The organism is bacterium (assembly GCA_040755755.1).
Classification (GTDB): Bacteria; SZUA-182; SZUA-182; order DTGQ01; family DTGQ01; genus DTGQ01.
In genome coordinates, this window is the sequence record JBFLZW010000087.1 from 1 (window position 1) to 25,056 (window position 25,056).

Genomic DNA, 25,056 nt, shown 5'->3' on the forward strand with positions numbered 1-25,056 from the left:
CTGGCATGATAATCACTCCTTTCAGACCTTTTTTGATACCTCTTCTCTGGTACCAAGGATATTTTACCATGTCCGAACCTCTTTTTGTTTTCTATGTGGTCGCGTATTTATGGCGATCTGTACTTAGGGGCGCACAGCCGTAGCCCCCTGCTGCAATTAAATTTCTGGAAATCTATAGCAGTGTGAGACAGGTAAGATCACTTCAGAGAAGGGAGGGAATGACCTTCTCGTGAGACATATATAATAGCCTGACCGTTATCTACATCATCAACATGAATAAACAATTCACCATTCCAGGGGATAATATCCTGCAATTTACCCAGTTCTTCTTCTTTATTAAGATCAACATTGAATTCTAGATCAACGCGGCAAAAAGTACTATGACAATCGAGATTGACTACTTTGAAATCTTTATTACTATCTCTTTCCTTTTTAGATAATTCTTTTTCCGCCCAATCCGACCATTCAGAATCGACCGGTTCGGCTTGAAGCTTCTCTTCCATCATGTCAATAATGGCTTGGGTTTCTGCCGCAACCTTTGCATCTTCCTGTTCAGGAGTCAGGACAACGTCGTCCTTATCCTCGTCAGATTTATTAACTGCTGCCGATTGTTGCTGGTTCGCCTTAAGATCGGATACTACTGATTCGAGTGCTTCCAATTTTTTCGAAAGATCCGATTGGGTTTGCTGCAGGTTACTCGTTTCCGTGAACTGTTTGTCGATAGCTTGCCTGCCGGAGGGTATCGTCGATTGAGAGCTTTCGGATTCTTCGTGTACCGTTAACGGTGATTTCGCTATTTCCGGGGTTGTTACTTGTGGGGTTGTGATTTGCTCCGGGATAACAATATGTTTTTCCCTCGTTGCCACGAATATCAGGATAGCGATTACAGCTAAGGAACAACCCAATCCCAGTTTGAATTTTAAAAAATTGACTTTTTTCAAAAATTTCTCTATCATTCAGGCATTAATCCTTAAATTATTTAGGTTGATAAGTCCTTGGAGTTACCCATGATCCGGGCATGGTTTCGTGAGACTTTATATTTCTTTAGATTTACGCCCTTTTGGTATGCACAGTGAAATATAGATACCCCGGCAGAGAATGCCGGGGATACTATACTTGCAGCTTTTAATCCTTGCAACTTTCAATCATATTCATTCACCTGATAGGTACATATTCCTGATCGATTATTGCTATAGACTGGTGGAATAGTAATACTATAGTAATAATGGGCATAAGTGCCGCCAGCTAGATCGGTGCCGATGGATAGCTGTTGAGGATTGCAGCTAGATCCCGTAGTTCTTCTCTCGGAAGAGCAATTCACAGTCCAAGAACAACCAGTACTATTCCGGTAAACGCTGCAGAGCCGAGCTGTAATGTCTTGACTATAATGCTGATCCACGGCTCTCACCCACCCGCTGTCTATGGAAGAAGAATCTTTTATACAGGGACAGTCCACTCTGAGTGAGGATGTTGAACTGGGATTCCATATTCCACTGTAACTCAACGCAGGTGCAGGTTGGGATTCGTTCCAGGGCACACACATCGAACCAGGATAATTCTTAGCATCATTTGCGGATGTTAATGACGGCATGGCAGCGCATAATAATACGAACAGTATTGCTAACATCAATGATTTTTGTTTCATTATATTGTCCTCCATGTAATTTTTAATGCCTACGAAAAATAGAAATATTTTTCTTAATTCTCAAATCTATAATAGATTCACTTCATCACCCTAAGTCTTATATATCCATCCTATCCCCCCTTTTAGTGACCGTTAGATGTTAATGTTAAAGCCAGGTCTCATCGTTTTAACCTGACCTTACACTTCCACTCCCCTTTGGGAACTCTGTTCTGTAATATCTTTATAAGCAAAAAATATGCCATTTTTATTATGAACATATATTTATATAATATATTATTTATATTTATTAGATATATATTGTTAAAATTAAATCTAATAATAAAATTGAATATTACTTATTTACATCAAGCCGAAAAATGTGAAAAATATGTAACAGTTATTGAAAAATTTTTCACACCATCTCCACCATCTCCCGCCGCTTTTTCTTGTTCCTGCCGCTTTTTCTTCCTATGGCACCACATACTTTCGGAGTAACTGACGCTGCAGTGGAGAGAGGATGAAAAAGTAACATACTGGTATAAACAGCACAATCGAGAGACCAGCCGTTACTAAAATGTTTATGTAGCTCGGCATGAGGTAGCTCCTTACAAAAAGCCAATATCCCCCAATAGGTATGATAGTCTTGATCGCTGTTACCAATAACGTATCAACAAAATATTCTTTCCACTTCAGGTCGATTACCCGGCAAACGTAGAGAGGTTGAAAGACCAACTTGGCAACTGCCAAGGGAATGAGTGTGCCCAGCGCAACACCATAAATTCCATAATATCTGACAAGTACAAGGCTTAATACGAGATTGACAATACCTTCACAACTGCTCAAAATTGCAAAGTAGCGATGTTTTGATATGCCGTAGAGCAATCCGACGCTTGGACTTTGAGCAAGAGCCAAGGCCATGGGAATACATAAAATGAGCAAAACAGAGTAGCTGTCATAGTAGCCTGCCCCCATCCATCGTTCGATAAAGACTCTCCCATACATAATCAGGCTGGTTCCCATAAAAACAGCCAAAATTACCCCCGCTTTTGAGGCCTCTAAAAATGCCTTTCTCATGGTCTGCATATCACCTTTACCCTCATACTGGCTGAAAACAGGGGCCATCATTCCAAGCGCACTTACCATAAATTGATAAAACAGGTCTATCAGCTTGGTAGCGATAAAATAGTGGGTCACGAGATTAACGCTCAAGAATCCGGCAATCACGAACTCATCGACCCTGAACCTCAGCAGGTCCGCAAGTTCCTGAATAAAGCTGAACATGCTGTATTGAAATAGGTCCTTGATTTTTCTCATGCTGACCAGGCCCAGGCTGAGCCTGAGCTGCCGGAATTCTCTTACCAACAGCCATAAATAGGCTATATCACCGATCAGTCCAACGATAAAAGTAATAACCGCCAGGGCCAAAATACCATTCCCGGCCTTGATGAAGTATACGATAAGGACAGTTCGCACCAGAAGTTTCAGAAGGTCCACACCGGCCAGCAGGTCATATCGCAGTTTCGAATGCAGAACACCCAGAAAACTCCGGGCTGGAAATCCTAAACCCAAACTGAGGCCTAAAATCGGAATAACTTTCCTGAATAAGACAATTTCACCCGGATCTTTCAGAAACCATGGACACAGCATAGCGAGCAGGAAAGATATTCCTAAAGCCACAATCCCGATCAGGCTGAACAGGGCAAGAGAGGTATTGAAAATGTAATTTATTTCCTCAAAATCATTCTGCCCATAAGCTCTCGATACGAATCTTGATACAGCGGAAGACAGCCCAAGATCAAGGACACCGTAATATCCCATGAATCTCCCGATCAGCACCCAGAAACCATGCTGCCTGTCCCCAAGGGCATGGACCAGAAAGGGCACCAGGAAAAATGAGACTCCAATGGTGCAAAAAAGCAGAGTTATCCTGACCAGGGAGCCGGAAATCAATTTTCTCACTATTGTTTTTGAATCCATGGAAATAGCAAAAGTTTTCTTGCCGGTTTTCGGTTACCTGCCGCTCAAATCTCGTGCTGCTTTTGGTAATAGTCACCATACCGATAGTAGCTGTAGTAGTAATAGCCATCTTTCTTTAAATCCAGCCGGTTCAGGACCGCACCAAAGATCCTGGCATCGATGCTGTCCAACTGCTGTTTGGCTTTCATAGCCACATTGCGGTTAACGCGGCCCACGAATACCACCATGATTACCCCATCGGCTAACGAAGCCAGGATGGAAGCGTCAGTTACCGAATTAATGGGGGGGGAATCCATGATAACATAGTCAAACCTTCCCTTGAGGATATGCATTAATGCTTTCATGCGCCTTGAACTCAGAAGCTCGGAAGGGTTTGAGGGCAGCGGACCTGAAGTCAATATCTTCATGTTCTCCAGGGGGCCGTTCTGAATAATGGAGAATATGCTTCTTTCCAGAAAGGGAATAGCCTGATTATCGACGATCTCATGCCACGAAGGAAAACTTTCGTCCAGGTAATTATGAGAACCCTGACCACTGTTTCCCCTTGGATACCCGTCTTTAAAGATAAAATATCCTTTTTCCAGGGTAAATATTCTTTTCATGACCGATGAGAAGTGAAGTGTCAGCGGACCTTTTATATCCTCAGCGGTTATCAGATTCATATTCAGGAGAATAGATCCGAGTTTCTCCTGGTAATGATCCTGCTGCTGCAAGGCCTTTCTCCTCTGCTCTTCGCTGATCCTGCGGCTGGCCACCAGGATAGCCCCTAACCTTTCCTCCTCCGGACGATCTTTCCATTGGGCTTCGATGAGCTCTCCTCCCTTGAAGGAAAGCTGGAAATTTTCCGAATGACCTGATACGATGCTCAATATCCCGCTTCTTCCCTGGATATTGACCAGATTGATAATATCAGCGAGGCTGTATTCCTCCAATGTCCCTTCATGAAGACTGGTGTTGAAAGAATCAACCAGGATATTGGTTAAGCCTTTGCTGTTCCGGTCCAGCCTAAATTTTTTATGCACTGAAGGTACCCGCAGGTCAGTATCGACCAGAAGGACCCGTGCACCTGCCTGAGACAGGGCAAGTGCCAGGTTGGCAGCCGTAGTTGATTTTCCTTCCTGAGGGATACTGCTGGTAATCAGGATAACCTTGCTCGGATTCTCACTATTTCCGGAATAGACGAGGTTGGTTCTCAGACTTCGGTAAGCTTCAGAAAAAGCCGAAGAGCAATGGCCGTCGGTGACAAAGGGGAATTCCCCCGGCTTCATTTTCCTTCGATTCGACCCCGCTCCCCTGCCAGTTTCAGTATTCTCAGGAATGATGCCTATCACGGGAAGCTGCAGGTAATACTGCACATCTTTTTCAGTCCTGATCTCCGTATCGACATGTTCCAGGAGAAATATCAAACCAAAGCCACCCATGAGCCCCAGAATAAAACAACCCAGAACAATAGTCAGTTTTTTCCGTGCACCCGAAGGGGATTCGGGTATCCGTGCAGGTTCGGTTATCCTGATATTACTTTTCTTCATGGTTTCATTTATTTTGGTTTCCTTGAACTTATTCAGCAGAACTTCATAGAGGGCCTTATTAGTTTCAACCTCGCGCTCAAGCATGGCGTAGGTAATCTCTACTTTATTGTCAGCCAGGGCTTCCTCTTCCAATTTGACCATGGCTGCCTGAAGGGTATCTTCCCGCGATTTGAGAACAGCATCCTGCAGGAGAAGACCTTGCAGGGACTTGTCCAGCGTACTGTTAAATTCCTTTTTGAGAATTTCAATCTTGCTGGTCGCATCCAGAACTTCCGGATGCTTGTCTTTATAATCGCGCTTCAGATTATCCAGGCGAATGCTCTCAACTGAAAGTTCTTTGCTCAAATCCATAAGGAGCGGATTATCGACGATATCCTTGCCCAGGATCCTGTCTTTTCTTCTATTGAGCAGAGTTTCCAGTTCCATGACTTTAGCCCTTATGCCCATCCTTTCCGTATGAGTTTTGATATAAGCGTCATTCAGTTCATGGACCTTTCCGGTGATAATATCCTGTCTTTCCTGAATGGAATAAATTTTGTTATTAGCTTTAAAATTGTAAAACTTTTTCTCGGCATCATCTATTTTTTGCTTCATCTCAGCGACCTGAACCGAGATCCAGTCGATAAACTCCTTGACCGACTTGTATCGTAAAGAGGTGTCATAATCGACATAGCTCCTGACGAGAGCGTTAGCTATGGCTGCTGCCCATGATGGACTTTCATCGCTTACCGTGATTGTAACCAGCCGGGTTTCCCGTATGGGCTTCACCTCGATTTTATCGGCCAGGGCTGACACCAGGGCAGCCATCTCACGGTCAGGTGCGGCCTGGATAAAATCCCGGGGGACGTCCTTATCCGCAAGGACCTTGCCCTCACAGCTTTCGCCTAATAAGCTCTTTATGCTCTGGATATTATCCCTGATAGCAGTCTTAAACTGCGAGAGAAAGCCATCCTTACCCATAAGTTCCTCCGCCTTTTTCTTCCGCTCCCGGTCTTGAAGTCCTAATCTGTTGATGACCTGTTCCAGGACCTGATAGCTGGTGATAATTTTCAGTTGGGTATTAAAGCTTAACTCTTCTGACAGGGCTGTCTCATAATAAAGATACTCCATGTTCTCTCCGGTTACCGGAGATCTGTTGACTTCCTTATCAATAATGATCTGACAATCAGCCTGATAGACAGGAACCATTGTCTGAACGAAGATAATTGCCGTCACAATGCTGATCAGGACACAGGCAATTAAAATCCATTTCCTCTTGCGGATGAGGTTCAGATAATCCAAAAGGTGAACTTCACTGGCTTGATCGATACCATTGAGAAGGTGTTCCTCAAGGTAATCATCTTTCGTTTGTTCCATATTCGGTTTGCCTTCCAAGAGAGAATTTCAGACTGAACCTGAGTAGTTACCCAGGATTACCAGAAAGATTCCGGTACATTCAACCTGTCGCCAGGTCTCAGCTTAAAGTCAGCAGCCTTGCCTCTTTTTATTTTATTGAGGTCTATCTTGTAAACTTTGTCTTCCCCATCGAGATTTCTGATTACCGTGGCCTTGTGAGGGGCTGCACGATCGGAGAAACCTCCGGCTATTATGCACAGGCTCAGGGCTGTCAAACCGTTTTGATATTCGTATGATCCGGGTTTTGCGAGACAGCCGGTAATATAAACCCGCTGTTCATTGATGTCAGAATCTTTCTGCGCCTCCACGATAATCAGGTCTCCTGAGGTTACCAGAAAGTCTTTGATAAGGTTGCCGTTTTTCGTAAGTTGATCAATATCTATGATAATTGAATCTTTTTTATCGAGTGTTCCGGGAATATCAATCCGGGCATCGTGCAGGGAATCAAGAGCATTATGAAAAAGCGCCACTCTCCTGCCAGCCTCTTCCGTTAATCCGCCAGCCTGAGCAATAATTTCAAGAAGCGTTGTTCTTCCTGTGAGCACATAAGCCCCCGGTGATTGAACCTCTCCCCAGACGATAACCTTCTGACTGTTATACTTTTCCATGCTTACATAAACCTTTGGATCGACCAAATAATCTTTGCCCAGCAAGTCCGTAATCTTCCGTTCTATCTCTTTAACTGTCAGGCCGGAAACCGGGACATCTCCTAACAGGGGAAAATTGATAATCCCATCGGGAGAGACAGGAAAGACTGCATCTATACCCGGTTTTCCCGCTACGCTGATCCTCAGGATATCCAGCGGGCCGACCTTGTAGGCGCTATCCATGGGTGAAGCATACAGGGTAGCTTGATGAAAATGGGTTAGATATATAAGGAATGATATGCAAAACGGCAGAATAATCTTTTTCATAGGCTTGGCTGTATCTATATTCTCATTTTAAAAGCTAAAGCTTCGCCCTCTCGATTTCAAGGATTTCTTCAAATCGATGAATAACTGCTTTCCCTCATACCAGGAGCATACCGTTGTCTGCTGAAAGAATTAATGATTAGGCGGGCTATAAATTTAAGACACTCACAGAGGCATACAGAGTAAGAGCCGTGACAGGTTAAACCATCGGCCTTTCCATCCCTCTCCAACCACCGGGATAAACCCTTGGCCAGATGTGACCGTTATTACCCGGGTTTCTTCACGATGCCTCAGAAGGACTCTCCTTTTAACCCTCTTTCAACTTCTTACTCCTGCTCTCTGTTGACAATAATTTTTTCACAAGCAATAAAACCGCTTTTTTAATTCTTTAATATGCTTGCAAGACTAATGCCAGCATAATATTATAATTATTGATCTATCTCATAGTTAATAATACTTTTTAATATATTTATATTTATTGTAGATATAACAGAAAATATAAAATATCGAACCTTAATCAGGAAACCGCCGGTCTTTTTTTTTATGTGCAAAATATTTACCTGGTATTAAATGCTTAAATAATCAATATAATATCAAGCTTATATGCAATTAATTTCATATTTAATCCACTCTCTCCGGATGAACTGATCAATGAGCCCCGTATCAGTAAACTGTTGAGCAACTCCTCCTGATTTAAAAAAATGGCAGCGAAACCTTGACTTTTTAAGTCCAAATTGCCGAAAAGGGAAAGTAAGGAATAGCCTGTTCATGGATAAAAACATCAAACAGTACGCAGCGATCAACCATCGGAAAACACTATCAGCGTAAAATACTATGTCTGCTGAAAGGCAAAATCCCGTCCAGACGTTAATCGCCGAATCCCTTGACGGGCAACTCCAGTCGATGGATAAGGGAAAACTCATTCAGACCGTAAAACAGCTTTCTCTGGAACTTGAACAGCAAAAAGGAATTATTCATTATCAGAGAAGTGAAATCCAAAGCCTGACTGACCGTCTTTTGAATGGAGAAAACCGGATGGGTTCCCGGCCTCAGCATGAGGATACCGGGGAAGAGGGAATGCTGCTGCCCCTCCTCGAAGCCATGGAAGATGGTTCCTCACGGAGGGTGGGCAGCAGGCTGCACCGGCTGCTGGCAGATGCCTTTTTGAACAGAAATTCAAAGCATTACTGCACAGTCAACACTTTTTTGGTCGGGCTGATCCTTTTTTCCGTACTCAGCGTTACTCTGGAATCCGTGCCCTCGATTGCAGAGCGATGGGGAGCCTTCTTCCACTGGTCGGAACTGATCATCGTGGGACTTTTCACCATCGAATACCTGATAAACATCTTTGTAGCTGATGATAAGCCCGGCTATATCTTCGGCGTCTGGGGATTGATCGACCTGGTAGCTATTCTTCCTTCCTATTTCCACCTGATGGATCTTCGGGGAATAAAACTGGCCAGGACTCTGCGGATTGTACGCTTCCTGCGGACAATCAGGATGATGCGGATTCTGAAACTCGCTAAAAATACTGCCAGCCAGTACAATCAGAGTGCCAGCCAGCGTATTAATACTTTAAAACTCGATCTCCAGATATATCTTACCGCCCTCTTCAGCGTAATTATTATTTTCAGTACCCTGATCTACTATGCGGAGCAGAACACTCCCGGCACATCCTTTAGCAGCATACCCGCAGCCATGTGGTGGTGCGTGGTCACCATCACCACGGTCGGATATGGAGATATGTACCCCTCCACCCTGGCCGGAAAGGTCATTGCTGCCGCAGCCATGATTGTGGGTCTGGCTCTGTTCGGCATTCTCATGAATGTCATTGGCAAGGCCATGATGACCTCTCTCTTTGGAACCGCGGACCTGGATTGATTTTTGGACTGATACGGACTGATACTCCTGGTAAAAATTGCGGCTTCCTTAAGACTTCTCGGAAAAAACGTATTCAGCCCGCTGAGCCGCCGATAAGAAAAGTAGTATACAGCCAGTCGGCAAATCCATTACCCGATTCAAATCCGTCTCAACCAGGATATTTGATCTATGTCGGCCAAAAAGAGAGCTTCTCTCCCTGAATCCATCGATCCCGGTGTCCAGCCCAAGGACCGGGAAGAGCTCATCAGGACCATCAGCCGCCTCTCTCAGGAAAATGAACGGCAAAAGGGAATAATCCACTATCAAAAGGAGGAAATCCAGACCCTGACCAGCCGTCTTCTGGATATGAAAAAAGGGGTGAATTCCCAGACCCCAAATACCCTGACCGAAGAGGAATCGCTGCTGCCGCTGCTTGAATCAATAGAAGAAGAGGAATCACCCCCGCAAAAGGGCAGCAAACTGCACCGGATATTAAGCGAGGCTTTCCTGAATAAAAGCTCAAAATACTATGCATGGGTCAACAATTTTCTGGTGGGACTGATCCTTTTTTCCGTTCTCGGTGTTACCCTGGAATCCGTGCCTTCGCTCATGGAGCGGTGGGGAGCTTTTTTCCATTGGTCTGAGCTTATTGTGGTCAGCCTGTTTACCGTCGAATACCTGATCAATATCTATGTTGCCGAAAACAAGCTCGGTTACATATTCAGCATCTGGGGACTGATCGACCTGATAGCCATTCTTCCTTCCTACTTTCACCTGATGGATCTTCGTGACGTCAAACTGGCCAGAACCCTGCGGATCGTCCGATTCCTGCGAACGATCAGAATGTTGCGGATTTTGAAATTGGCCAGGAATGCCTCCGACCAATACCACCAGAGCGCCAGACAGCGCGTTCATACCCTGAAGTTAGACCTTGAGATCTACGCCACCGCTCTCCTGAGCGTGGTTATCATTTGCAGCACTCTTATCTATTATGCAGAGCGAAACACGCCCGGCACATCCTTCAGCAGCATACCGGCAGCCATGTGGTGGTGCGTTGTTACCATCACCACCGTCGGATATGGAGATATGTACCCTTCCACCCTGGCGGGGAAACTCATTGCTGCCATAACCATGATCATGGGTCTGGCCCTGTTCGGCATTCTCATGAATGTCATCGGCAAAGCAATGATGACCTCACTCTTTGGAACTGCGAAACTCGAATAAAGCAACTCGCGACCATGACTCTTTTGGAAACACTAAACATAAAAATACGTTGATCTTTTCCCTCTGTTGTATTATCCTTCATGAAGGATAGACCGAGATAAAATATAAGGGATTATCCTTATATGTCAGGATTATAAGCATAAGACCTTATTTGAGATGGGCCGGGTGATTATAGCCTGTCCACCACTCAGGGAATGGAACAAAACAGATTCTATGCAGCCATCACTGGAGATGTTGTAGGATCGACCAGGTTTTCAGCGGATCAGCGGGAAAAGGTATTGTCAACGTTAAAATCTTCCTTTGAGGCCGTGGAAGATACCTTGCCCGGGGCTCTGTGTGCACCTTTCGCCGTGTACCGGGGTGACAGCTTTCAGGGAGTACTGGACAGGCCGGAGCTTGCCCTGCGGGCAGTGCTCATTATTCGGGCCGGACTGAACCGGGGTTTTGTGTCCGGAAATCGTCGGCTGCGTATGGATGCCCGCATGGCTGTCGGAATCGGATCGATTGATTTTCTCCCCAAGGGCTTAAGCTCTGAAGGGGATGGAGAGGCTTTTCGTCTTTCCGGGCCTGCCCTGGATAAGATGAAAGGAGATCAGCGGCTGGTGATTCGGACCCGATGGCCGGAGGTTAACGCTGAATTCGATGCCGAGTGCGCCCTGCTGGATGTTCTGATCAGCAAGTGGTCTGCGGAGCAGGCCCAGGCCATAATGGGACAGATCCGGCATCTGACCCAAGGGGCGGCTGCCCGCGAGTATGGCATTTCTCAGCCTGCGGTCCAGCAGCGTCTGAAGCACGCCGGCGGCTGGGCAGTGGCTGAGCTTTGCCAGCGGTTTCAGGAAGTCATCAGCCGGTTGACTGGGGAGTGATGAGTGGCCAGTGATCAGTGGTCAGTGGTACTTACGGGTATGGGGGGGCAGGGGAGGAAAGGAGACGGAAGAATTCATCATGCTACAGCAGGGCAGCGAGGTACTTCTCCTTCGCCTTATCATGGCCCATCTGGTTGCTGACTTTCTCCTCCAGAGAGAGTGCTGGGTACGGCAGCGATTTCAGAAAAAATGGGCTTCCCTCTGGCTTTACGCTCACGGAGCCACGGCTGCGGTTTTGGCCTATCTGCTGGCAGGATACTGGAAAGCCTTCTGGCTGCCGGCTGGAATCTTTATCTCTCATGTGCTGCTGGATGGTTTCAAGGCATACCAGGGAGAGGACAACTGCCGGGCTTTCCTTCTTGATCAGGCAGGGCACCTTCTGGTTCTTCTGCTCTGCTGGGCTTTCCTGGCCGGAATAAGATTGGCCGATCTGTCGGACTTTCTTCTCTCCTTGAATTCAACGAGAAAATTCTGGATTCTGGCTTTGTCCTACTTTTTTGTCCTCTGGCCGGCAGGTTTCTGGATCGGCAACATTACCCAGGCATGGCGGAGGGAGTTTGAGGAATCAACCTCTCAGGGGCTGGCCAGGGCAGGGCTTTGGATCGGCTGCCTGGAAAGGGTTTTGATTCTGACCTTTGTGCTGTTAAACCAGTTTGGGGCCATAGGCTTTCTGATTGCCGCCAAGTCTATATTTCGCTTCAATGAAATCAGTCTTCCGGAGAGGAGGAAGGAAGCAGAATATATTCTGATCGGAACCATGCTCAGCTTTACGATCGCCATTGGCCTGGGGATACTGGTGCGCCTGATCCTGCATTATCCCCTGATACAGTAGCGGGCAAAGATTCAAAGCCTCCATCAGTACACAGAGAGATTTAAAGACCATGATCTACGATATTACCATGCCGCTTTTTCCCGGACAGTTGGTCTGGCCGGGAGATCCTGAAATCGAGATTGCTCCCCTTTTGTCCATCTCGTCAGGAGACCCTGCCAATATCTCATTATTGAAGTTTGGAACCCATACTGGAACCCACATCGATGCTCCCCGCCATATGCTGGCAGATGGGCCAGGGGTTGACCAGATCGAGCCGGAAAAACTCATCGGCCCCGTGCAGGTTCTGGATATCACCTCATCCGAAGAAAATCTGATTCTTCCTGAAGCCATCCGTCGGGCAGGATTTTGCCGCACGATTCCGCGGGTGCTCTTTAAAACCGGAAACTCACAAATTGCCGATGATCAAAAGTTTCATCGGACCTTTGTCTCCCTGGCCAGAGAGTCCGCGGAGTGGCTCGTTCAGGAAGGTGTCTTTCTGATCGGCATCGATTACCTGTCCATTGAGGCCGCGGATACTTCAGATTATGGCCTGCACCGGATTCTGCTATCACGACAGGTCGTTCTGGTCGAGGGACTTATCCTGAACAGTGTTCCGGCAGGGATTTACGAGCTTATCTGTGCACCCTTGAAAATCGTTCAGGGAGATGGTGCTCCTGCCCGGGTCTTTCTTAAAACCCTCTCAAAGAGATCATCCATTATCCCTTCAGCTTCTGGATAGCCTCAATAACTGACTGGTGCACCCTTCCATTGGAAGCCGCGATACCCTGGTTGGCCGCAAGCTTTTTGCCCGTACTGAAGTCGAGAGCCTGTCCGTGAATATCGGTCACTACTCCTCCGGCTTCTTCCACGATGAGTGCACCGGCTGCATGGTCCCAGATCTTCTCATGATAGTCAGGAGTTCCCGGTGAAGGAAGACGCAGGTAGATATCGGCAGCCCCGCGGGCCAGCATGCCATATTTTGTCTGGCCATCCATCCGGATGGAGGGGACTGTGTTTTCAAAGCTTCTGAGAATGCGCTGCTGAGTCTCATGGTCGGCATGGCCAGCCTCAACGCTTTCAACAAAGCGGGCATGGCGAAGATCAGTGGTTGAAGAGACCTGCACAGGGGTGGTCTGTCTGCGATCAAGACTCATCAGGTATGTCCCCTGCCCTGCCACTGCCACATACAGGCTTCCTGAACCGGGGCTGTCCCAGGTGCGGGTTGCGGGAGAGTCAAACGAAAGGTTCGGACAAGCCAGAATACCAAGCTGTACCTTATGGTCAATGATTAATGCCAGGGCCACGGCATATTGTTCCATTCGCAAAAATCCCTTGGTTCCGTCAACAGGATCAAGGGTCCAGAAACGGTTATCCGGCTGTCCATCTCCTGAATCGATCCAGTCACAAACCTTTTGCCTGCTGACCTTTATCCCCAGGGCCTGCTCCACATAATGCACTGTGCCATCAAGCAGCGGCAGATTCTCGGAACGATTGAGGATGAAAGAATTTTCTTCGGCTACAATGGTATCGTCCGGGAAGGCATCTTTCAGGGCATGACAGATGACAGCCTGGGCTCCATAGTCGGCAATGGTAACGGGACTGCGGTCAACTTTTTCCACTGCTCCTTCCTTCCTGCAGCCAACCATCTCTTTTTGTACCCGCTGACACAAAAATGCAGCCCTGATAAGGGCCTCGATTCCCACATCCCTTTCATGCTCATAGCGTTTTCCCATGGATCAACCCTCGAAATTTCCGGTCAAGATAATACTCTCCAGCAGCCTTTTCGGCACATGATGCCCGGACTGACTATCCCGCCAGTACCGTATATCCCCTCCTTCGCCAACATCCTCAAGGAAAACCTGTTCAGCCGGTTTACCAAGAGCTAAAACCAGCAGGATCTTGTACTGTTCAGGAATAGACAGTGCCTTCCGTAACCCCTCCCGCTGAATGGACCCTATCATGCATCCTCCCAGCCCCCTTTCCACAGCCCCAAGCAGTATGCTCTGGCTGGCGATGCCGGTGTCTATATCGAAAGAGGAGGCAAGAGCGGTGTCTCCCAGCACGATAATATATGCCGATGGGCGCTCACCCTCAACTGGACCGGGCCAGTCCTTCAGATAACCTGCCCAGGCCAGATGGGGGAATATCCGGTTGTTTTCTTCCGGCTCCCAGGATAGATAATACTTCAGCGGCTGCAGATTGGCAGCCGAAGGGGACAGTCTGGCCAGATTCACCAGGTCCTCCAGATCTTTTCGGCCCAGGCGGAAACTCTGGTCAAATCTCCTCATGCTGCGGTTCTTGGTAATCAGCTCTTTAAACATGGCCTTGTCTCACCCTCTCGTTGATAAGTTTTATGGAGGAAGTTTTACCATGGAGATCATGGTCATCCGCTCCTATTGTATAATAGTTCATATGCTCTTTGAAAGCACTTTTCTTTCAATAATCCTTCCCGGTTCAGGATATCGCGCAAGCTGCGGCCATTTTCCTTCTTCCTCCGTGCAGGGGGTGTCCCGATGCATGCTCCTGCAGAAGCTTGAGGGCTGAAAAGATGCGGCCCTTGGCCTTATCCCAGAGGATCACCGGGTCATCATGGGAATTTTTCGGCTGAGTCTGCTGAACATATTGAACAGCTATTTTCCCCGCCAGATCCTGCAATTGTTTCTCTTCCATTGAAGATATCTGGCTATGAAGGTAAGATGGAATCCACTGAATCAAACCGGCAATTTCCGAATCGAGACCTGCCGGGATATGATCTGCAGGAGAGGGTGGTTTTGTAATCGGGTCATCGGGGATGGGTAATGCTTTCTCCCGCTCGAACATCGAGGCTATGGCCTGAACCATGTCAGCATCAATCTGTCTGACCTGATTGGTTTCTCCTGCCTTCAGGCACAGCTTGGCAAGTTTATTGACCAGCCGTGGAACACCACGGGAACATGTCCAGATAACCTCGGCTGCCTCTTTGGTGAAAATCTCCGGCGATCCGCCGCAAAGCCGGATGCGGTGGGCAAGATACTGCCTGATATCTTCCGGCCCGCTCAATCCCTTGATACGGCAGTAGACACCGATTCTCTGATAGAGGTTTTCGAGGGACCTGGACTCAAGCCGCCTCGCCAGTTCCTTCTGGCCAGCCAGGACGAAGATGACCATATTCTGCTGATCGTCCTGCAAGTTAGTCATAAGCCGCAGATTGTTTAACTGGGCAGTGGACATGACATTGGCCTCATCGATGAAGATAACCACCTTTTGACCCTGATTGGCACATTCAAAAAGGATAGCGTTGAATTCCTCCATGAGCTGATCCTTAAAATGAGTAGCCACCTTTTTATTTCTCAACTGGCCGATGATCTCACGCATAAACTGCGACAGGGACAGCTCCGGATTGGTGATGAAGGCAATCCGGTATTTCTCTGGATTCAGCTCATTTAAAATAACGCGCAAACTCAGGGTCTTCCCTGTCCCGATATCTCCAACCAGCACAGCCAGACAATCATTTCCATCTTCGATAGCAAACAGGATTTCGGAAACAGCATCTTCCACCGAACTGTTTTGACTCCAATAAAGGCCGGGGTCCGGCACATTATCAAAAGGAGCTTTTTGCATTCCCCAGTATTCGTAATACATGACCGGTATTCCTCCTTTTTCAATCTTCCGCTGTCTTAGTGAGAGAATTCGAAGATATCCGCCACGTGCGCCCGATTTTCAAACCCTGCAAACTGCCCCGATGGAGTCGTCGATAGATGATATCTTTGGATACCTGGCAGATTCTGGCCGCTTCCTCGACCGTCAGAAAATCCTGATTGGACTGATCCGAATCGGCCAGTTCCAGGGAAATGCGCATTTTCAGGGGTTTTTCGAGTCCCGAGACGATTTCCACCATAAACTGATGCCTGTTGATTTGAAGGAGGCTCACCTTCTCACGAATCAGAGAGCCTAAAGATCGAGATTGTACTTCAGGAGCTGGCAATTCTCGATGAGCGGGTGATGATTCCATTCCGGGAAGGGGCATACATGCTTCCCTTCTCGATGGAGCGGGATCGGTTTGTAGGGAAAAGAAGGGCTTCTGCTGTTCCCATCGCCGGCGGGCAATACTGATCTTCTCCATATGGTCTATCTCCTTTGCACAAACTCATGGGTTGAATAAAAGGCCTCTTGTTCTGGAAAATGATGCAAAAGGGATGCCACGTGAGAGAAAAGAAGGTATTCCCCGATCCTGACAGAGAAAAAGCAAGAAAAACAATCAGCTACCGGATAAAAAGAGATCGCGGGAAAATCTCTCTCACCGCAGCCGATTTCACTTTTGTATATCCTGATTTCATTTTTGTCATATCAACCGAAAAATGAGCTCAATTTTGTAATCGCCTGGCAATCAACCGCATCTTTCTGAAAATATTGAGAGGCCTTTTATTTCCCCGGTGCGCTCAGCGAGACGCCACACCTGCCATTAAGTACTGCAAAAGCAATGCCACTTTTGATTTCTCCCGCGACCATGAGGAGTACCTTATTGAAAAATAACGTGTTCAAATCAGGAGTAAGTTTATCTTCGGAAAAACGCCAACCCTGGGACCAGATTACAGATTTGTAATCGGACAACAGAAAGGAATTACAATTTTGGTATTCGGTAACCATTCATCACAGGGCAAAACCTCTCTCCCAAAAAAAGAGGCAGGGGCCTTGGTAAAGGCCCCTGCCTCTTTCAGTCAGTTCTTTGGATGTCAAAAAAGCTATTTCTGAAAAAATCCCGGACGAATCGCTTTGATAAAGCATTCGTACCAGTGATCACCCTCTGATTTCTTGGGCGGCTTCGTGGTAGTCGCGGTTGTTGTTGTCTGTTCGGGCTCCTCCACTACTTCCTCCTCAACAGCGGTAAACCAGTCACTCGTATGCTTGGTCGTTACCCTGGCAAAGAGTAGCTTGTCATGATATCTCAGCTCGATACCTTCCCCCCAGGAGGTATTGGGGATAAAAAGCTCAGCCTTCTTTCCAGCTCGCTGGAAATAGATCCCGTATCGCTTGGGGGCAGTTGATTCAGGTTTCACATAATCAGGAGATGCCGGATTGTGTGACTCCTCGGTTCTCAAACAATGAGCGTAGATTTCCTCCAGGGTGGCAGATTCAAGAGAATCAGGCAATGAAGTGTCAGGATAATAATGCTGCTTGAGGTAAGTTTGAAGCCCTTTGTGCAAGGGGACCTCAATGATGATCGGACCTGCTGAAGCCCTTACCTCTTCAGGCGGATCATACTCAAACGATTTTCCGTTTTCATCCGTGAAATCGATTTTAACAACAGTAATGTCAGTCTTTGCTTCAAGAGGCTTAAACTCGACCGCCAGATTAAACCTCGTTTGACTCAGTTTATTCGGGTCAATATAATCACCTGCCTGACCCGCTGCCGGGGCAGTCCCCTTAAGGTAGTTGAGACTCATTTCATTGGCCTTGAATTCGGTTACGATTTCCTGATGGGTATTCTGATTAAGGTAAAAATTACCCTTGACCGTCATTTCACCCACTGAGGCAATTTCACTCCCGGTGAAGGTGTTGGTGGCCTGGGCAATACTCACCCTGGTCATGTCAATACTCCCGGCAGAAACGGGCACCTCCACTTCAATTGTACTCGTAAACCTTTCGACCCCTTCGGTTAATGTTCCTGTTTCAAAGGAAATCGTATATACTATTTTGTTACTCTTGATCTCCTTTGTTACATAATAAGCATTGGGATCGATAGTCATGGAGATGTATTTTGCCTGCCCGAATAAGCCGCCTCCGGTTGGAGGGGTAATGATTTGCGGGAAACCGTAAGACACAAATGCACTGGCACTTGGACTATAAACTCCAGTTCGCGGATTCAATGTCACTGAGGGACCTGCCTTGCCATCCCTTCCGGTAAAATTCACCGCCAGGGTATTGGCGTCATTTTCAGGCCAGCTAACTATCTGCCCCCTGCTATTTCTATATCCAAAACCGAGCTCCAGCTTTTTCTCCGTTGTGACCTTTCGGACTACAGCAATCCGTGACTTGATCGCTGTCATTGCAAAGTCGTAGTTCGGCTTGGATGTTTCGGCAGGACCTATTACGATCTTCTGCAATGTGCTGCTTTGGTAGCCAATGCTCTCCACGACCGCCCAGTAGGTATTGCCCGGTTTCAATTCAAAAGTACTGTAGCCGGAAATGTTCGTATCCTTTTTACGCTCTATCGTTCTGTCTGCACTCCAGAGTCTGATGGTATACGGATGATTCTCCGGCAGACCAGTCGGTTTAATATTCACCGTACACAAGACATCGGAAAAATTGACTTTTACCGTTGTGGGGGTCAATTCCTGAATCTGATTCTGGCCGACAAAGCCTTCAATGGTGATGTAGGTACTTTTACCGGCTTTGGCCATACTATCAACATCTTTGTTAATAGTAAAAGGAAGGGTCAGGAACTTGCCTGCTGGCTGGGCAGTATCCAGAGACCATGCCTCCAGCATATTTTCCGCTTTCATTCTGACACAGGCACCGATCATGACGGCATTGGCCCTCGTCCCTCCATCGGTCCGTTCAATTACCTTGTTTATCGCCAGGTGCAGGCTATCATATGATGTAATGTCACTTCCCTGTAAATTACCCAGGGTCACGAAATTCGGGTCATAGGACACGCTCAGGGTAAAGTGCTGTACCCCAACATACGGGGAAAATCTGAGGGGTATGTTTACTGCGGTGTCACTTACTCTGACGTCGATCGACGGGTTCTCTGCAAGCAGACAGTAAGTTGTCGCTGCCCATCCGGAGCTGCAGACCAAATGCAGTACCAGACCTAAAATCATTGGTATTGACCAAAATTTTATTTTAGCCAAGGCTAAATCCTCCTCTCTTATTTTCTTCAGCGATTCGCACAATTTTTTCAACTACCTACTCTCCATCTAACACATCTACCAGACTGTTTATTGGGTTACGGTCAGGATCAGCAACAGAATCCTTCAAAATGGCATCGATATCGTCATCGTCGATGACCTCGTCGCCAAGACCACGGACACGATCAGCGGCAATGATCTGAGGGCCGTTTAACTCAACCAGTCCTGCATGTGCCTTGACAATTTCCAGCGCATTATAGGCAGTAATATTTCCCGCCTTGGTAACGTCACCCTCCTTGCAGCCATAATAAAGGGCCAGGATCGCCTCGCTATTGCGATCGACCCGAGGTACCGCATATTCACCGGTGGAAGTATAATCCATACGGTCTACGAACACCTCATACTCGTCAGGAACTGAGGCCATCATGGATTTAATCAGGTAGTTAAGACCCCAGTAGGTACCTTTGTAGAGATCGCGTTTTTTCCAACTGGTCTGAAAATTGTTGGCCATGGCCCTGATTCCGTAGCATTGATCCTCCAGGGAGATTCCGTTCCAGGGGGATAATCGTCCGTCTCTCGTCTCTCCTCCCCAGTAAAATAAACCGCACGATGGATCGACCTTGGTTGAGGTAAACTGGAGGCCCTTCAGATAGGCCAATCCCGCCTTGAGATTAGCCTTGCGTGTGGCATCGTGAGAGTAGAACCGCTTGAGCACTTCGACCGCCTTGGCCTGCCCCGCGGTCCGCACATAGTTACTGCTCCCGCTCTGATGGTAGAAAAATCCGCCTGCGCTGTCCAGGCAGGTACTACTGCAGAGTTTATCCATTAAATCATCGGCCCACTGATCGAACGTTGTACCTACCAGGCCGGATGTTCTGAGACGGTATAATTTGGCGGCTTCAACCCACGTGGCTAACTGCCAGATTTTGAGCTGCTTGAGATTGATATCGGCACTATTATAAAGATCATATACCTTTGCTGCGGTATCGTACTTTTGAACAAAAGCCCGCAGGCCCTTCAGACCCGCCTGATAGTACTCGCTCTTATCAGCGGTATCAACAGCCGGAACCTTGGACAGAGCGTGAAGGAAGATGATATCCGTCGATACCAGGTTAGGATCGGATTCAGCCCTCTCAACCAGCTTATCCCCTGCCTTGCAGGCAGCAGCAAGATATGAGCTTCCCTGACGCCTTTGGATTATAAGACTACCTTCACACCGATCCGCTGTAACATCCATGTCATAGGCTGCCAGCAAGCTCAGGCCGACGATTCCATAGTTGTTTGGCAGCAGATTAGCCGGATTTTTCGTCGAGTCGCTCAAATCTCTCGGCCATCCATTGTTCCCGTTCGTCCCGGTTATCTGGATCTGCACCAGCCTGTCAGCTACATTGGTCACAATGGCGGATATATCAGCCATAGTCTGAGACCTTCTTCCCGGAGTGACCGTGACCTGATTGGCATAGAGCTCTTTGGCTCTGCTCGGACTGACCGGTGTATTGTCTCTATCTATTGGCTGCACTTCTGTCTGTCCAGGGTCAATGGTAGCTCCCACTCTGGCACGATAAATCGGCTCTTCGGCTGATGGGGCTTTCAGGGTAGTTCCTAAAAATGCAGGAATAACAGCCAGAAATAAAAGTGTTCGAAGCCATCTACTTTTCACGTATTCTTCCTCCTCTCAGCGATTCAGATGTTTTGATTATAGATAGCGATCTTGCGGCAAAGTAATTGATACCATCTAAACTGCGATAACAAATCCATCCTGTGACTAACCAGATATTTGACCGTGCGGCTCAGAGAGTTTGGCCACTCTTTTTGAGAAGCTGAAAACAAAGAGGAAAAAATAAGAATGGGAACTAAACATTGTTGAAAATTTGAATATGCTCCATGCCCCACTCACTTCAATAAAAAATTACCAGTAAGGGCTTGCCCATGCCCATGGTGACTGCTGTCCATACGAGGCATTCCAGGGCAAATTGATAATATACGGACCTCCCTGATACGGCAAATAGCTATTGGGCGCACTTTGAGAAGGATTTACTACCAGGCCGGAGAGCCGTCCTTCCACCCGTTCCCTCAATCGTGCCCCGCTGGCGGTTATCCCCTGAGAGCCGACATTCACTGGCAGGATACTTAAGGCGATAACTTCACCCCGCCCCACTTTGCGGGTTCTTTGACCTGAAACCGCTTCGATCGACCCGGACAGGCATCTGAATTCCCTGTTTGTTTCTGACTCATAGGCCATCTCGTCACCCTTGTCGAGAATCAGTTGGGCATTCTCAACTTCAATAACGGATGTACCTTCCAGGGATATAATTCTTGCCTGAGGAGTGAGAGGAAGGTCTTTTTCCCCTTTCTCACAGAAAATTTTTTTCCCCTCAGCAGTAATCAAAAGCAATTTCCCGGTATTTACCCTCACCATGCCCGTAACCATTCCCTGGATTGCAAAGGCCGGAGCAGACAATGCCGCCGCGAGCAATACAATCACCAACACAATACCTGATTTTTCCCTTCTCTTTCTCATGTTACCTCCTTGCTTGATAATGATTTTGTGTTAAGTTCAATACGCTTGCTAAAATCCACCGTCAGCAACCCGCTTATGAGAGGTTATCGAACTCTCGGCACCACTCTCCTTCCCTATCACCAACAATAAGCCAGTCAGTGCAATTGTATTCTAAATTCTATTCTCTCGTATGCTTCACTCAATTCCTTTTTCCTTTTCCTGGTTGATCAACAGTGCCCGCCCGCTTGTTTCTCTGGGTATCACTATCTGGATAAGGTCTTGATTTATTTGATTGATAGTCATGGAAGCAGCCTTTTGAGGAAAGTCTTTTCCTGAATATTTTCTAAACCCTAAACTCTTTATCGGAGCAAAGCACGGTTTTCATCGTGAAAAGGTGAATCACAATAATCAAGCTATTTTAATCTGCAAGTCTACAAAGGAGAGAAAAAAATATCGGGCAGTATAAGGATAATCCTTATCCTGCCCGAAGAAGGATGATAGGATGTTGGAGCAGGTGGTCAATACGCCCACCAGGGCTGGACATCGATGGGGAACACCGACTGTGTCCATCCGCCCCGCGGGTCGAAAGCGGTAATTTCCACAAAATAGAAGCCGGGTAAATTGGTCTGGAAGGTCCAGTAAGCTCTGGCTATGCCGTCATCGTCCTTATCAAGGATAATGGATCCGATGTTGCAGGAGTAATACAGCTCATCTCCATCCGGATCATGAAAGTCGAGCATGGGCGGACCGAGAATAAAAAGCTGGCCTGCCTTGATAACCAAGGGTGCAGCATCATTAAAATCTCCCATGATATACGGGCTATGGTTGAGCCAGGTTCCGGGAGAGGTGCATAAAATACCGATGTGGGAGGTGGCAGATAATCCCCGGGAATCGGTCACCTGCACCCGGACATGAGCTACTCCCTCGAATTGGGGAGTAAAGGTAATCTCTCCGGTGTGAGGATTGATAATCGACTCTGACCAGGGGCCATACTGGTAGGAAGGCAATCCGCTGATGGTTGCACTCCAGGTGAGATTCAACTGATCCGCGGTGAACGATCCATCCGGACTGAACCAGTCCTGATCCGTAGCCACCATCTGGTAGCGGTAGACTTCTCCCACAGCCACTGCCTGCTCATCGACATTTTCCATCTTGGGCGGGTAATTGGTCACTGGATAGTTAGTCACTGAAAGAGGAAAGGTTTCAAGATCCGTCCGGCCATGCGCATCCTGTACTCTTACCGTCACTACCAGGTCTTCCATGACCTGGGGAACGAAGAAGAGGCGGGCGATATCCGGCCAGGTTTTAAAGCCCAGACCGAGAAGGTAATTCCCGTAAGCAGCTACAGCTTTCGGATGATAAATTCTCACCCCGCCGGTACCGGGCTTGAGGTGAGGAATGGTTTCAGGGTCATAGTCAGAAATCCGTTCAGGATCCCGGGCTATCAGTGCAGGATCATACGGAGTAGGCAGATCCACCATGCAGGGCTTGTAGGGACTCAGCCAGAGCTGAGGGATCAGGGCAATGATATTGGGATCGCAGTAATCGGCAATTCCGTCAGCATTGCTGTCCCTGTTGGCTATGGGCACTTCGCTGAGGAGGCTGGCTGGTGCTCCGTGTGCTCCCCATCCCCCGACGGTAGCTGTCCAGAACAGCCGGTCACGGGCTGGATCGATTTGCTCCGGATCGCTGATGTGGCCACTGTGGCCCTCATCCTGTGCGCTGCGGATAAAGATATCGGTCAGCTTCCTGACATAATTCGGGTCAGGCTCCGATCCTCCTCCCATCTCGTATTCATTTTGCCAGATATCGAGAAACACCCGATAAGCCAGATCCGGGTCCCTGGCATAGCAGTAATACTCGAATGGGCTGAAAAGCTGGACAAACTGAGGTCCGATCTTGAAGAAATAGGGCGGCTCCCCTTCGATAGGAACAGTATCTTTCATCAGCCAGATATTGTCAAGGCGATATTTATTGCCGCAGATTATGATCCTGTTCACTTTTCCGAGCACAAGGTCAGGGTCCTGGCTCGCCCTGTTGACTATGGCCGAGAGGTCGGCTTTCAGGGTATGCCAGGAGCCATCCTGATAGTTTCGGCCCATTGGCACTTGAATCATGGCGGGGTTGGTATCCTGGGAGTTTCGAAAGTCAATCGTCCCCGCTCTTACCATATCCAGCCCGGTCTGCCCATCCATGCCAACGGGCGTAAAACTGATGGCGAAGGGATAGTTTTCCCTGTCCGGGTCGCTTTCAGCTTTTGACCTGGTAGTTCCCACGACAATCAACCGCCACTGGGCAAATTGCTCGATCTCCAATGGCGCCCGGATGCTGACCCAGAGCACGTTGGCCTGTACGCCTTCCTGTCCGGTATCAGGATCTTTGATCGCCTTTTGAATCTGTAATTGCCAGCCATTCATTGGTAAGAAGACCGAGTAGGGCATCTCCACATCCAGAACCCGGCTTATGATTCTGGAATCGATCAAAGTCCGCAAACTTCCATAGCCGATGCCTGCGCCCCAGACCGGATAAGGAGGTTCGCTGGCTGTCCATCCATGATTCCGGGGACTGTCCCAGTATTCGAAGTTATCTACCAGAACATCTCCCCGCTCGTTTGAAACAGGTGTTACCAAGGGAGTATCGGTGCTGAGTACATGGTCATAAGTGAGGTATTGAGCCTGAACAGGATTACCTCTGCCGAAAACTCCTACTGCCAGAATAATTACAATGAATGTCATCTCTCCAAGCCTTTTCCCTCTGAACCTTCTCTTCTCCATAACTTCTCCTCTTCGCTGGGGCATTATCGCTTCCTCGTACTACCCACATCCTCACTCTTCAATCACACGTCGAGAACTTTTCTCCTGTTTCCGGGGGCCGGTAAACCACTTTGTCCAATAACTCTCGATATACGTTTTCCCGTGTATAATTCCTATACACCGGTCAACGAATAGAAATTATGCATGAAAATGGGTGATGATTTTCAGGAGATAATTACTGAGGTATTGAGAATTGTTTGATTGAATGGGAGAAAAAGCGGCTCCCCGGTCTTCAATAAGCCTGGTTTGGCAATTAAGGGAGCAAGCTTCCAAAACCATAGAAGAATAAAGGAAGGGGAGGGGATGATATTATCTCCGGTAAAATCATCCTTGTATCGGGGAACCAGATGATATGCCTGCTGCTGATGATGCTTTTTCAGTTCATAATTTGGGGTGCGAGGATGAATCAGGGAAGGATGAATAAGATCGAGTATCGAAAAAGGCGGGGGCACCTCCCAGCGAGCTTTTTCGGCAGATTCGCCTGAATTGAAAGATTCATTCGTCCCTATAATGTCCAGGAATTCGCAGATTCCCAAATCGCTGCATTGTGCGTAAGCGGAGGCATCAGCCAGGTAGAGGAAGGGCATGAGTATAATCAGAACCAATGAGATTCCAAGATATACGGTAATGTTCCCCTGGGTACCAGGACGGAGCATGCATTGACCCTGCTGATACTGTGCCATCTGTTTTTCTCCCCAAAAACTTACTCACCCGCC

18 protein-coding genes are annotated in these 25,056 nt (G+C 47.6%); 5 read left to right on the forward strand and 13 right to left on the reverse strand.

What is annotated here, in order from left to right; all coding sequences use genetic code 11:
* Positions 1–197: 197 nt before the first annotated feature.
* The 4 genes from AB1611_22020 to AB1611_22035 all read right to left on the reverse strand — a co-directional run bounded on the left by AB1611_22020 (position 198) and on the right by AB1611_22035 (position 7,355).
* Complete coding sequence (locus tag AB1611_22020; GenBank protein MEW6382250.1) at positions 198–956, reverse strand: hypothetical protein; 759 nt, start codon at positions 954–956, stop codon at positions 198–200.
* A 1,136-nt stretch (positions 957–2,092) separates the two neighbouring features.
* A complete protein-coding gene (locus AB1611_22025; GenBank protein ID MEW6382251.1) occupies positions 2,093–3,601 on the reverse strand; it encodes an oligosaccharide flippase family protein in 1,509 nt (502 codons plus the stop codon).
* A 44-nt stretch (positions 3,602–3,645) separates the two neighbouring features.
* Positions 3,646–6,486: a polysaccharide biosynthesis tyrosine autokinase gene (locus AB1611_22030; GenBank protein ID MEW6382252.1), complete on the reverse strand. Its 2,841-nt coding sequence runs from the start codon at positions 6,484–6,486 to the stop codon at positions 3,646–3,648.
* 56 nt (positions 6,487–6,542) lie between these two features.
* Positions 6,543–7,355 carry a polysaccharide biosynthesis/export family protein gene (locus tag AB1611_22035; protein ID MEW6382253.1) on the reverse strand — a complete coding sequence of 271 codons (813 nt, stop codon included), beginning with the start codon at positions 7,353–7,355 and terminating at the stop codon, positions 6,543–6,545.
* Between the two features lie 915 nt (positions 7,356–8,270).
* On the opposite strand from AB1611_22035, the gene AB1611_22040 reads away from it, so the two are divergent.
* The 5 genes from AB1611_22040 (at position 8,271) to AB1611_22060 (ending at position 12,936) form a co-directional block, all read left to right on the forward strand.
* Complete coding sequence (locus AB1611_22040) at positions 8,271–9,317, forward strand: ion transporter (protein MEW6382254.1); 1,047 nt, start codon at positions 8,271–8,273, stop codon at positions 9,315–9,317.
* A 168-nt stretch (positions 9,318–9,485) separates the two neighbouring features.
* Positions 9,486–10,520: an ion transporter gene (locus tag AB1611_22045; GenBank protein MEW6382255.1), complete on the forward strand. Its 1,035-nt coding sequence runs from the start codon at positions 9,486–9,488 to the stop codon at positions 10,518–10,520.
* A 194-nt stretch (positions 10,521–10,714) separates the two neighbouring features.
* Positions 10,715–11,386, forward strand: a complete 672-nt coding sequence (locus tag AB1611_22050) for a SatD family protein (GenBank protein MEW6382256.1) — start codon at positions 10,715–10,717, stop codon at positions 11,384–11,386.
* Positions 11,387–11,465: 79 nt separating this feature from the next.
* Positions 11,466–12,218 (forward strand): DUF3307 domain-containing protein, encoded by a 753-nt coding sequence (locus tag AB1611_22055; protein MEW6382257.1) that lies wholly within the window; start codon positions 11,466–11,468, stop codon positions 12,216–12,218.
* 49 nt (positions 12,219–12,267) lie between these two features.
* The gene (locus AB1611_22060; GenBank protein ID MEW6382258.1) at positions 12,268–12,936 is read left to right on the forward strand and encodes a cyclase family protein; all 669 of its coding nucleotides are present in this window, start codon (positions 12,268–12,270) and stop codon (positions 12,934–12,936) included.
* Here AB1611_22060 and AB1611_22065 read toward each other — a convergent pair.
* The 9 genes from AB1611_22065 to AB1611_22105 all read right to left on the reverse strand — a co-directional run bounded on the left by AB1611_22065 (position 12,914) and on the right by AB1611_22105 (position 25,023).
* Entirely contained in the window at positions 12,914–13,930 is a 1,017-nt protein-coding gene (locus tag AB1611_22065) for a 3'(2'),5'-bisphosphate nucleotidase (GenBank protein MEW6382259.1), read from the reverse strand. The genes AB1611_22060 and AB1611_22065 overlap by 23 nt on opposite strands.
* 3 nt (positions 13,931–13,933) lie before the next feature.
* Positions 13,934–14,518, reverse strand: a complete 585-nt coding sequence (locus AB1611_22070) for a nitroreductase family protein (GenBank protein ID MEW6382260.1) — start codon at positions 14,516–14,518, stop codon at positions 13,934–13,936.
* A 133-nt stretch (positions 14,519–14,651) separates the two neighbouring features.
* Positions 14,652–15,818: an AAA family ATPase gene (locus AB1611_22075; protein ID MEW6382261.1), complete on the reverse strand. Its 1,167-nt coding sequence runs from the start codon at positions 15,816–15,818 to the stop codon at positions 14,652–14,654.
* A 19-nt stretch (positions 15,819–15,837) separates the two neighbouring features.
* Positions 15,838–16,299: a helix-turn-helix domain-containing protein gene (locus tag AB1611_22080; protein MEW6382262.1), complete on the reverse strand. Its 462-nt coding sequence runs from the start codon at positions 16,297–16,299 to the stop codon at positions 15,838–15,840.
* 619 nt (positions 16,300–16,918) lie between these two features.
* A complete protein-coding gene (locus AB1611_22085) occupies positions 16,919–19,030 on the reverse strand; it encodes a hypothetical protein (protein ID MEW6382263.1) in 2,112 nt (703 codons plus the stop codon).
* A gap of 55 nt (positions 19,031–19,085) precedes the next feature.
* Entirely contained in the window at positions 19,086–20,687 is a 1,602-nt protein-coding gene (locus AB1611_22090; protein ID MEW6382264.1) for a hypothetical protein, read from the reverse strand.
* A gap of 249 nt (positions 20,688–20,936) precedes the next feature.
* Positions 20,937–21,548 carry a hypothetical protein gene (locus AB1611_22095; GenBank protein ID MEW6382265.1) on the reverse strand — a complete coding sequence of 204 codons (612 nt, stop codon included), beginning with the start codon at positions 21,546–21,548 and terminating at the stop codon, positions 20,937–20,939.
* 497 nt (positions 21,549–22,045) lie between these two features.
* Positions 22,046–24,301: a hypothetical protein gene (locus AB1611_22100; GenBank protein ID MEW6382266.1), complete on the reverse strand. Its 2,256-nt coding sequence runs from the start codon at positions 24,299–24,301 to the stop codon at positions 22,046–22,048.
* 203 nt (positions 24,302–24,504) lie between these two features.
* Positions 24,505–25,023: a hypothetical protein gene (locus AB1611_22105; GenBank protein ID MEW6382267.1), complete on the reverse strand. Its 519-nt coding sequence runs from the start codon at positions 25,021–25,023 to the stop codon at positions 24,505–24,507.
* Between the last annotated feature and the right edge of the window lie 33 nt (positions 25,024–25,056).

What these genes read in the sequence shown, in the direction of transcription:
- AB1611_22020 (MEW6382250.1), bottom strand. Translation starts at nt 956, where the DNA reads ATGATAGAGAAATTTTTGAAAAAAGTCAATTTTTTAAAATTCAAACTG.
- AB1611_22025 (MEW6382251.1), bottom strand. Translation starts at nt 3,601, where the DNA reads ATGGATTCAAAAACAATAGTGAGAAAATTGATTTCCGGCTCCCTGGTC.
- AB1611_22030 (MEW6382252.1), bottom strand. Translation starts at nt 6,486, where the DNA reads ATGGAACAAACGAAAGATGATTACCTTGAGGAACACCTTCTCAATGGT.
- AB1611_22035 (MEW6382253.1), bottom strand. Translation starts at nt 7,355, where the DNA reads ATGGATAGCGCCTACAAGGTCGGCCCGCTGGATATCCTGAGGATCAGC.
- AB1611_22040 (MEW6382254.1), top strand. Translation starts at nt 8,271, where the DNA reads ATGTCTGCTGAAAGGCAAAATCCCGTCCAGACGTTAATCGCCGAATCC.
- AB1611_22045 (MEW6382255.1), top strand. Translation starts at nt 9,486, where the DNA reads ATGTCGGCCAAAAAGAGAGCTTCTCTCCCTGAATCCATCGATCCCGGT.
- AB1611_22050 (MEW6382256.1), top strand. Translation starts at nt 10,715, where the DNA reads ATGGAACAAAACAGATTCTATGCAGCCATCACTGGAGATGTTGTAGGA.
- AB1611_22055 (MEW6382257.1), top strand. Translation starts at nt 11,466, where the DNA reads ATGCTACAGCAGGGCAGCGAGGTACTTCTCCTTCGCCTTATCATGGCC.
- AB1611_22060 (MEW6382258.1), top strand. Translation starts at nt 12,268, where the DNA reads ATGATCTACGATATTACCATGCCGCTTTTTCCCGGACAGTTGGTCTGG.
- AB1611_22065 (MEW6382259.1), bottom strand. Translation starts at nt 13,930, where the DNA reads ATGGGAAAACGCTATGAGCATGAAAGGGATGTGGGAATCGAGGCCCTT.
- AB1611_22070 (MEW6382260.1), bottom strand. Translation starts at nt 14,518, where the DNA reads ATGTTTAAAGAGCTGATTACCAAGAACCGCAGCATGAGGAGATTTGAC.
- AB1611_22075 (MEW6382261.1), bottom strand. Translation starts at nt 15,818, where the DNA reads ATGTATTACGAATACTGGGGAATGCAAAAAGCTCCTTTTGATAATGTG.
- AB1611_22080 (MEW6382262.1), bottom strand. Translation starts at nt 16,299, where the DNA reads ATGGAGAAGATCAGTATTGCCCGCCGGCGATGGGAACAGCAGAAGCCC.
- AB1611_22095 (MEW6382265.1), bottom strand. Translation starts at nt 21,548, where the DNA reads ATGAGAAAGAGAAGGGAAAAATCAGGTATTGTGTTGGTGATTGTATTG.
- AB1611_22100 (MEW6382266.1), bottom strand. Translation starts at nt 24,301, where the DNA reads ATGGAGAAGAGAAGGTTCAGAGGGAAAAGGCTTGGAGAGATGACATTC.
- AB1611_22105 (MEW6382267.1), bottom strand. Translation starts at nt 25,023, where the DNA reads ATGGCACAGTATCAGCAGGGTCAATGCATGCTCCGTCCTGGTACCCAG.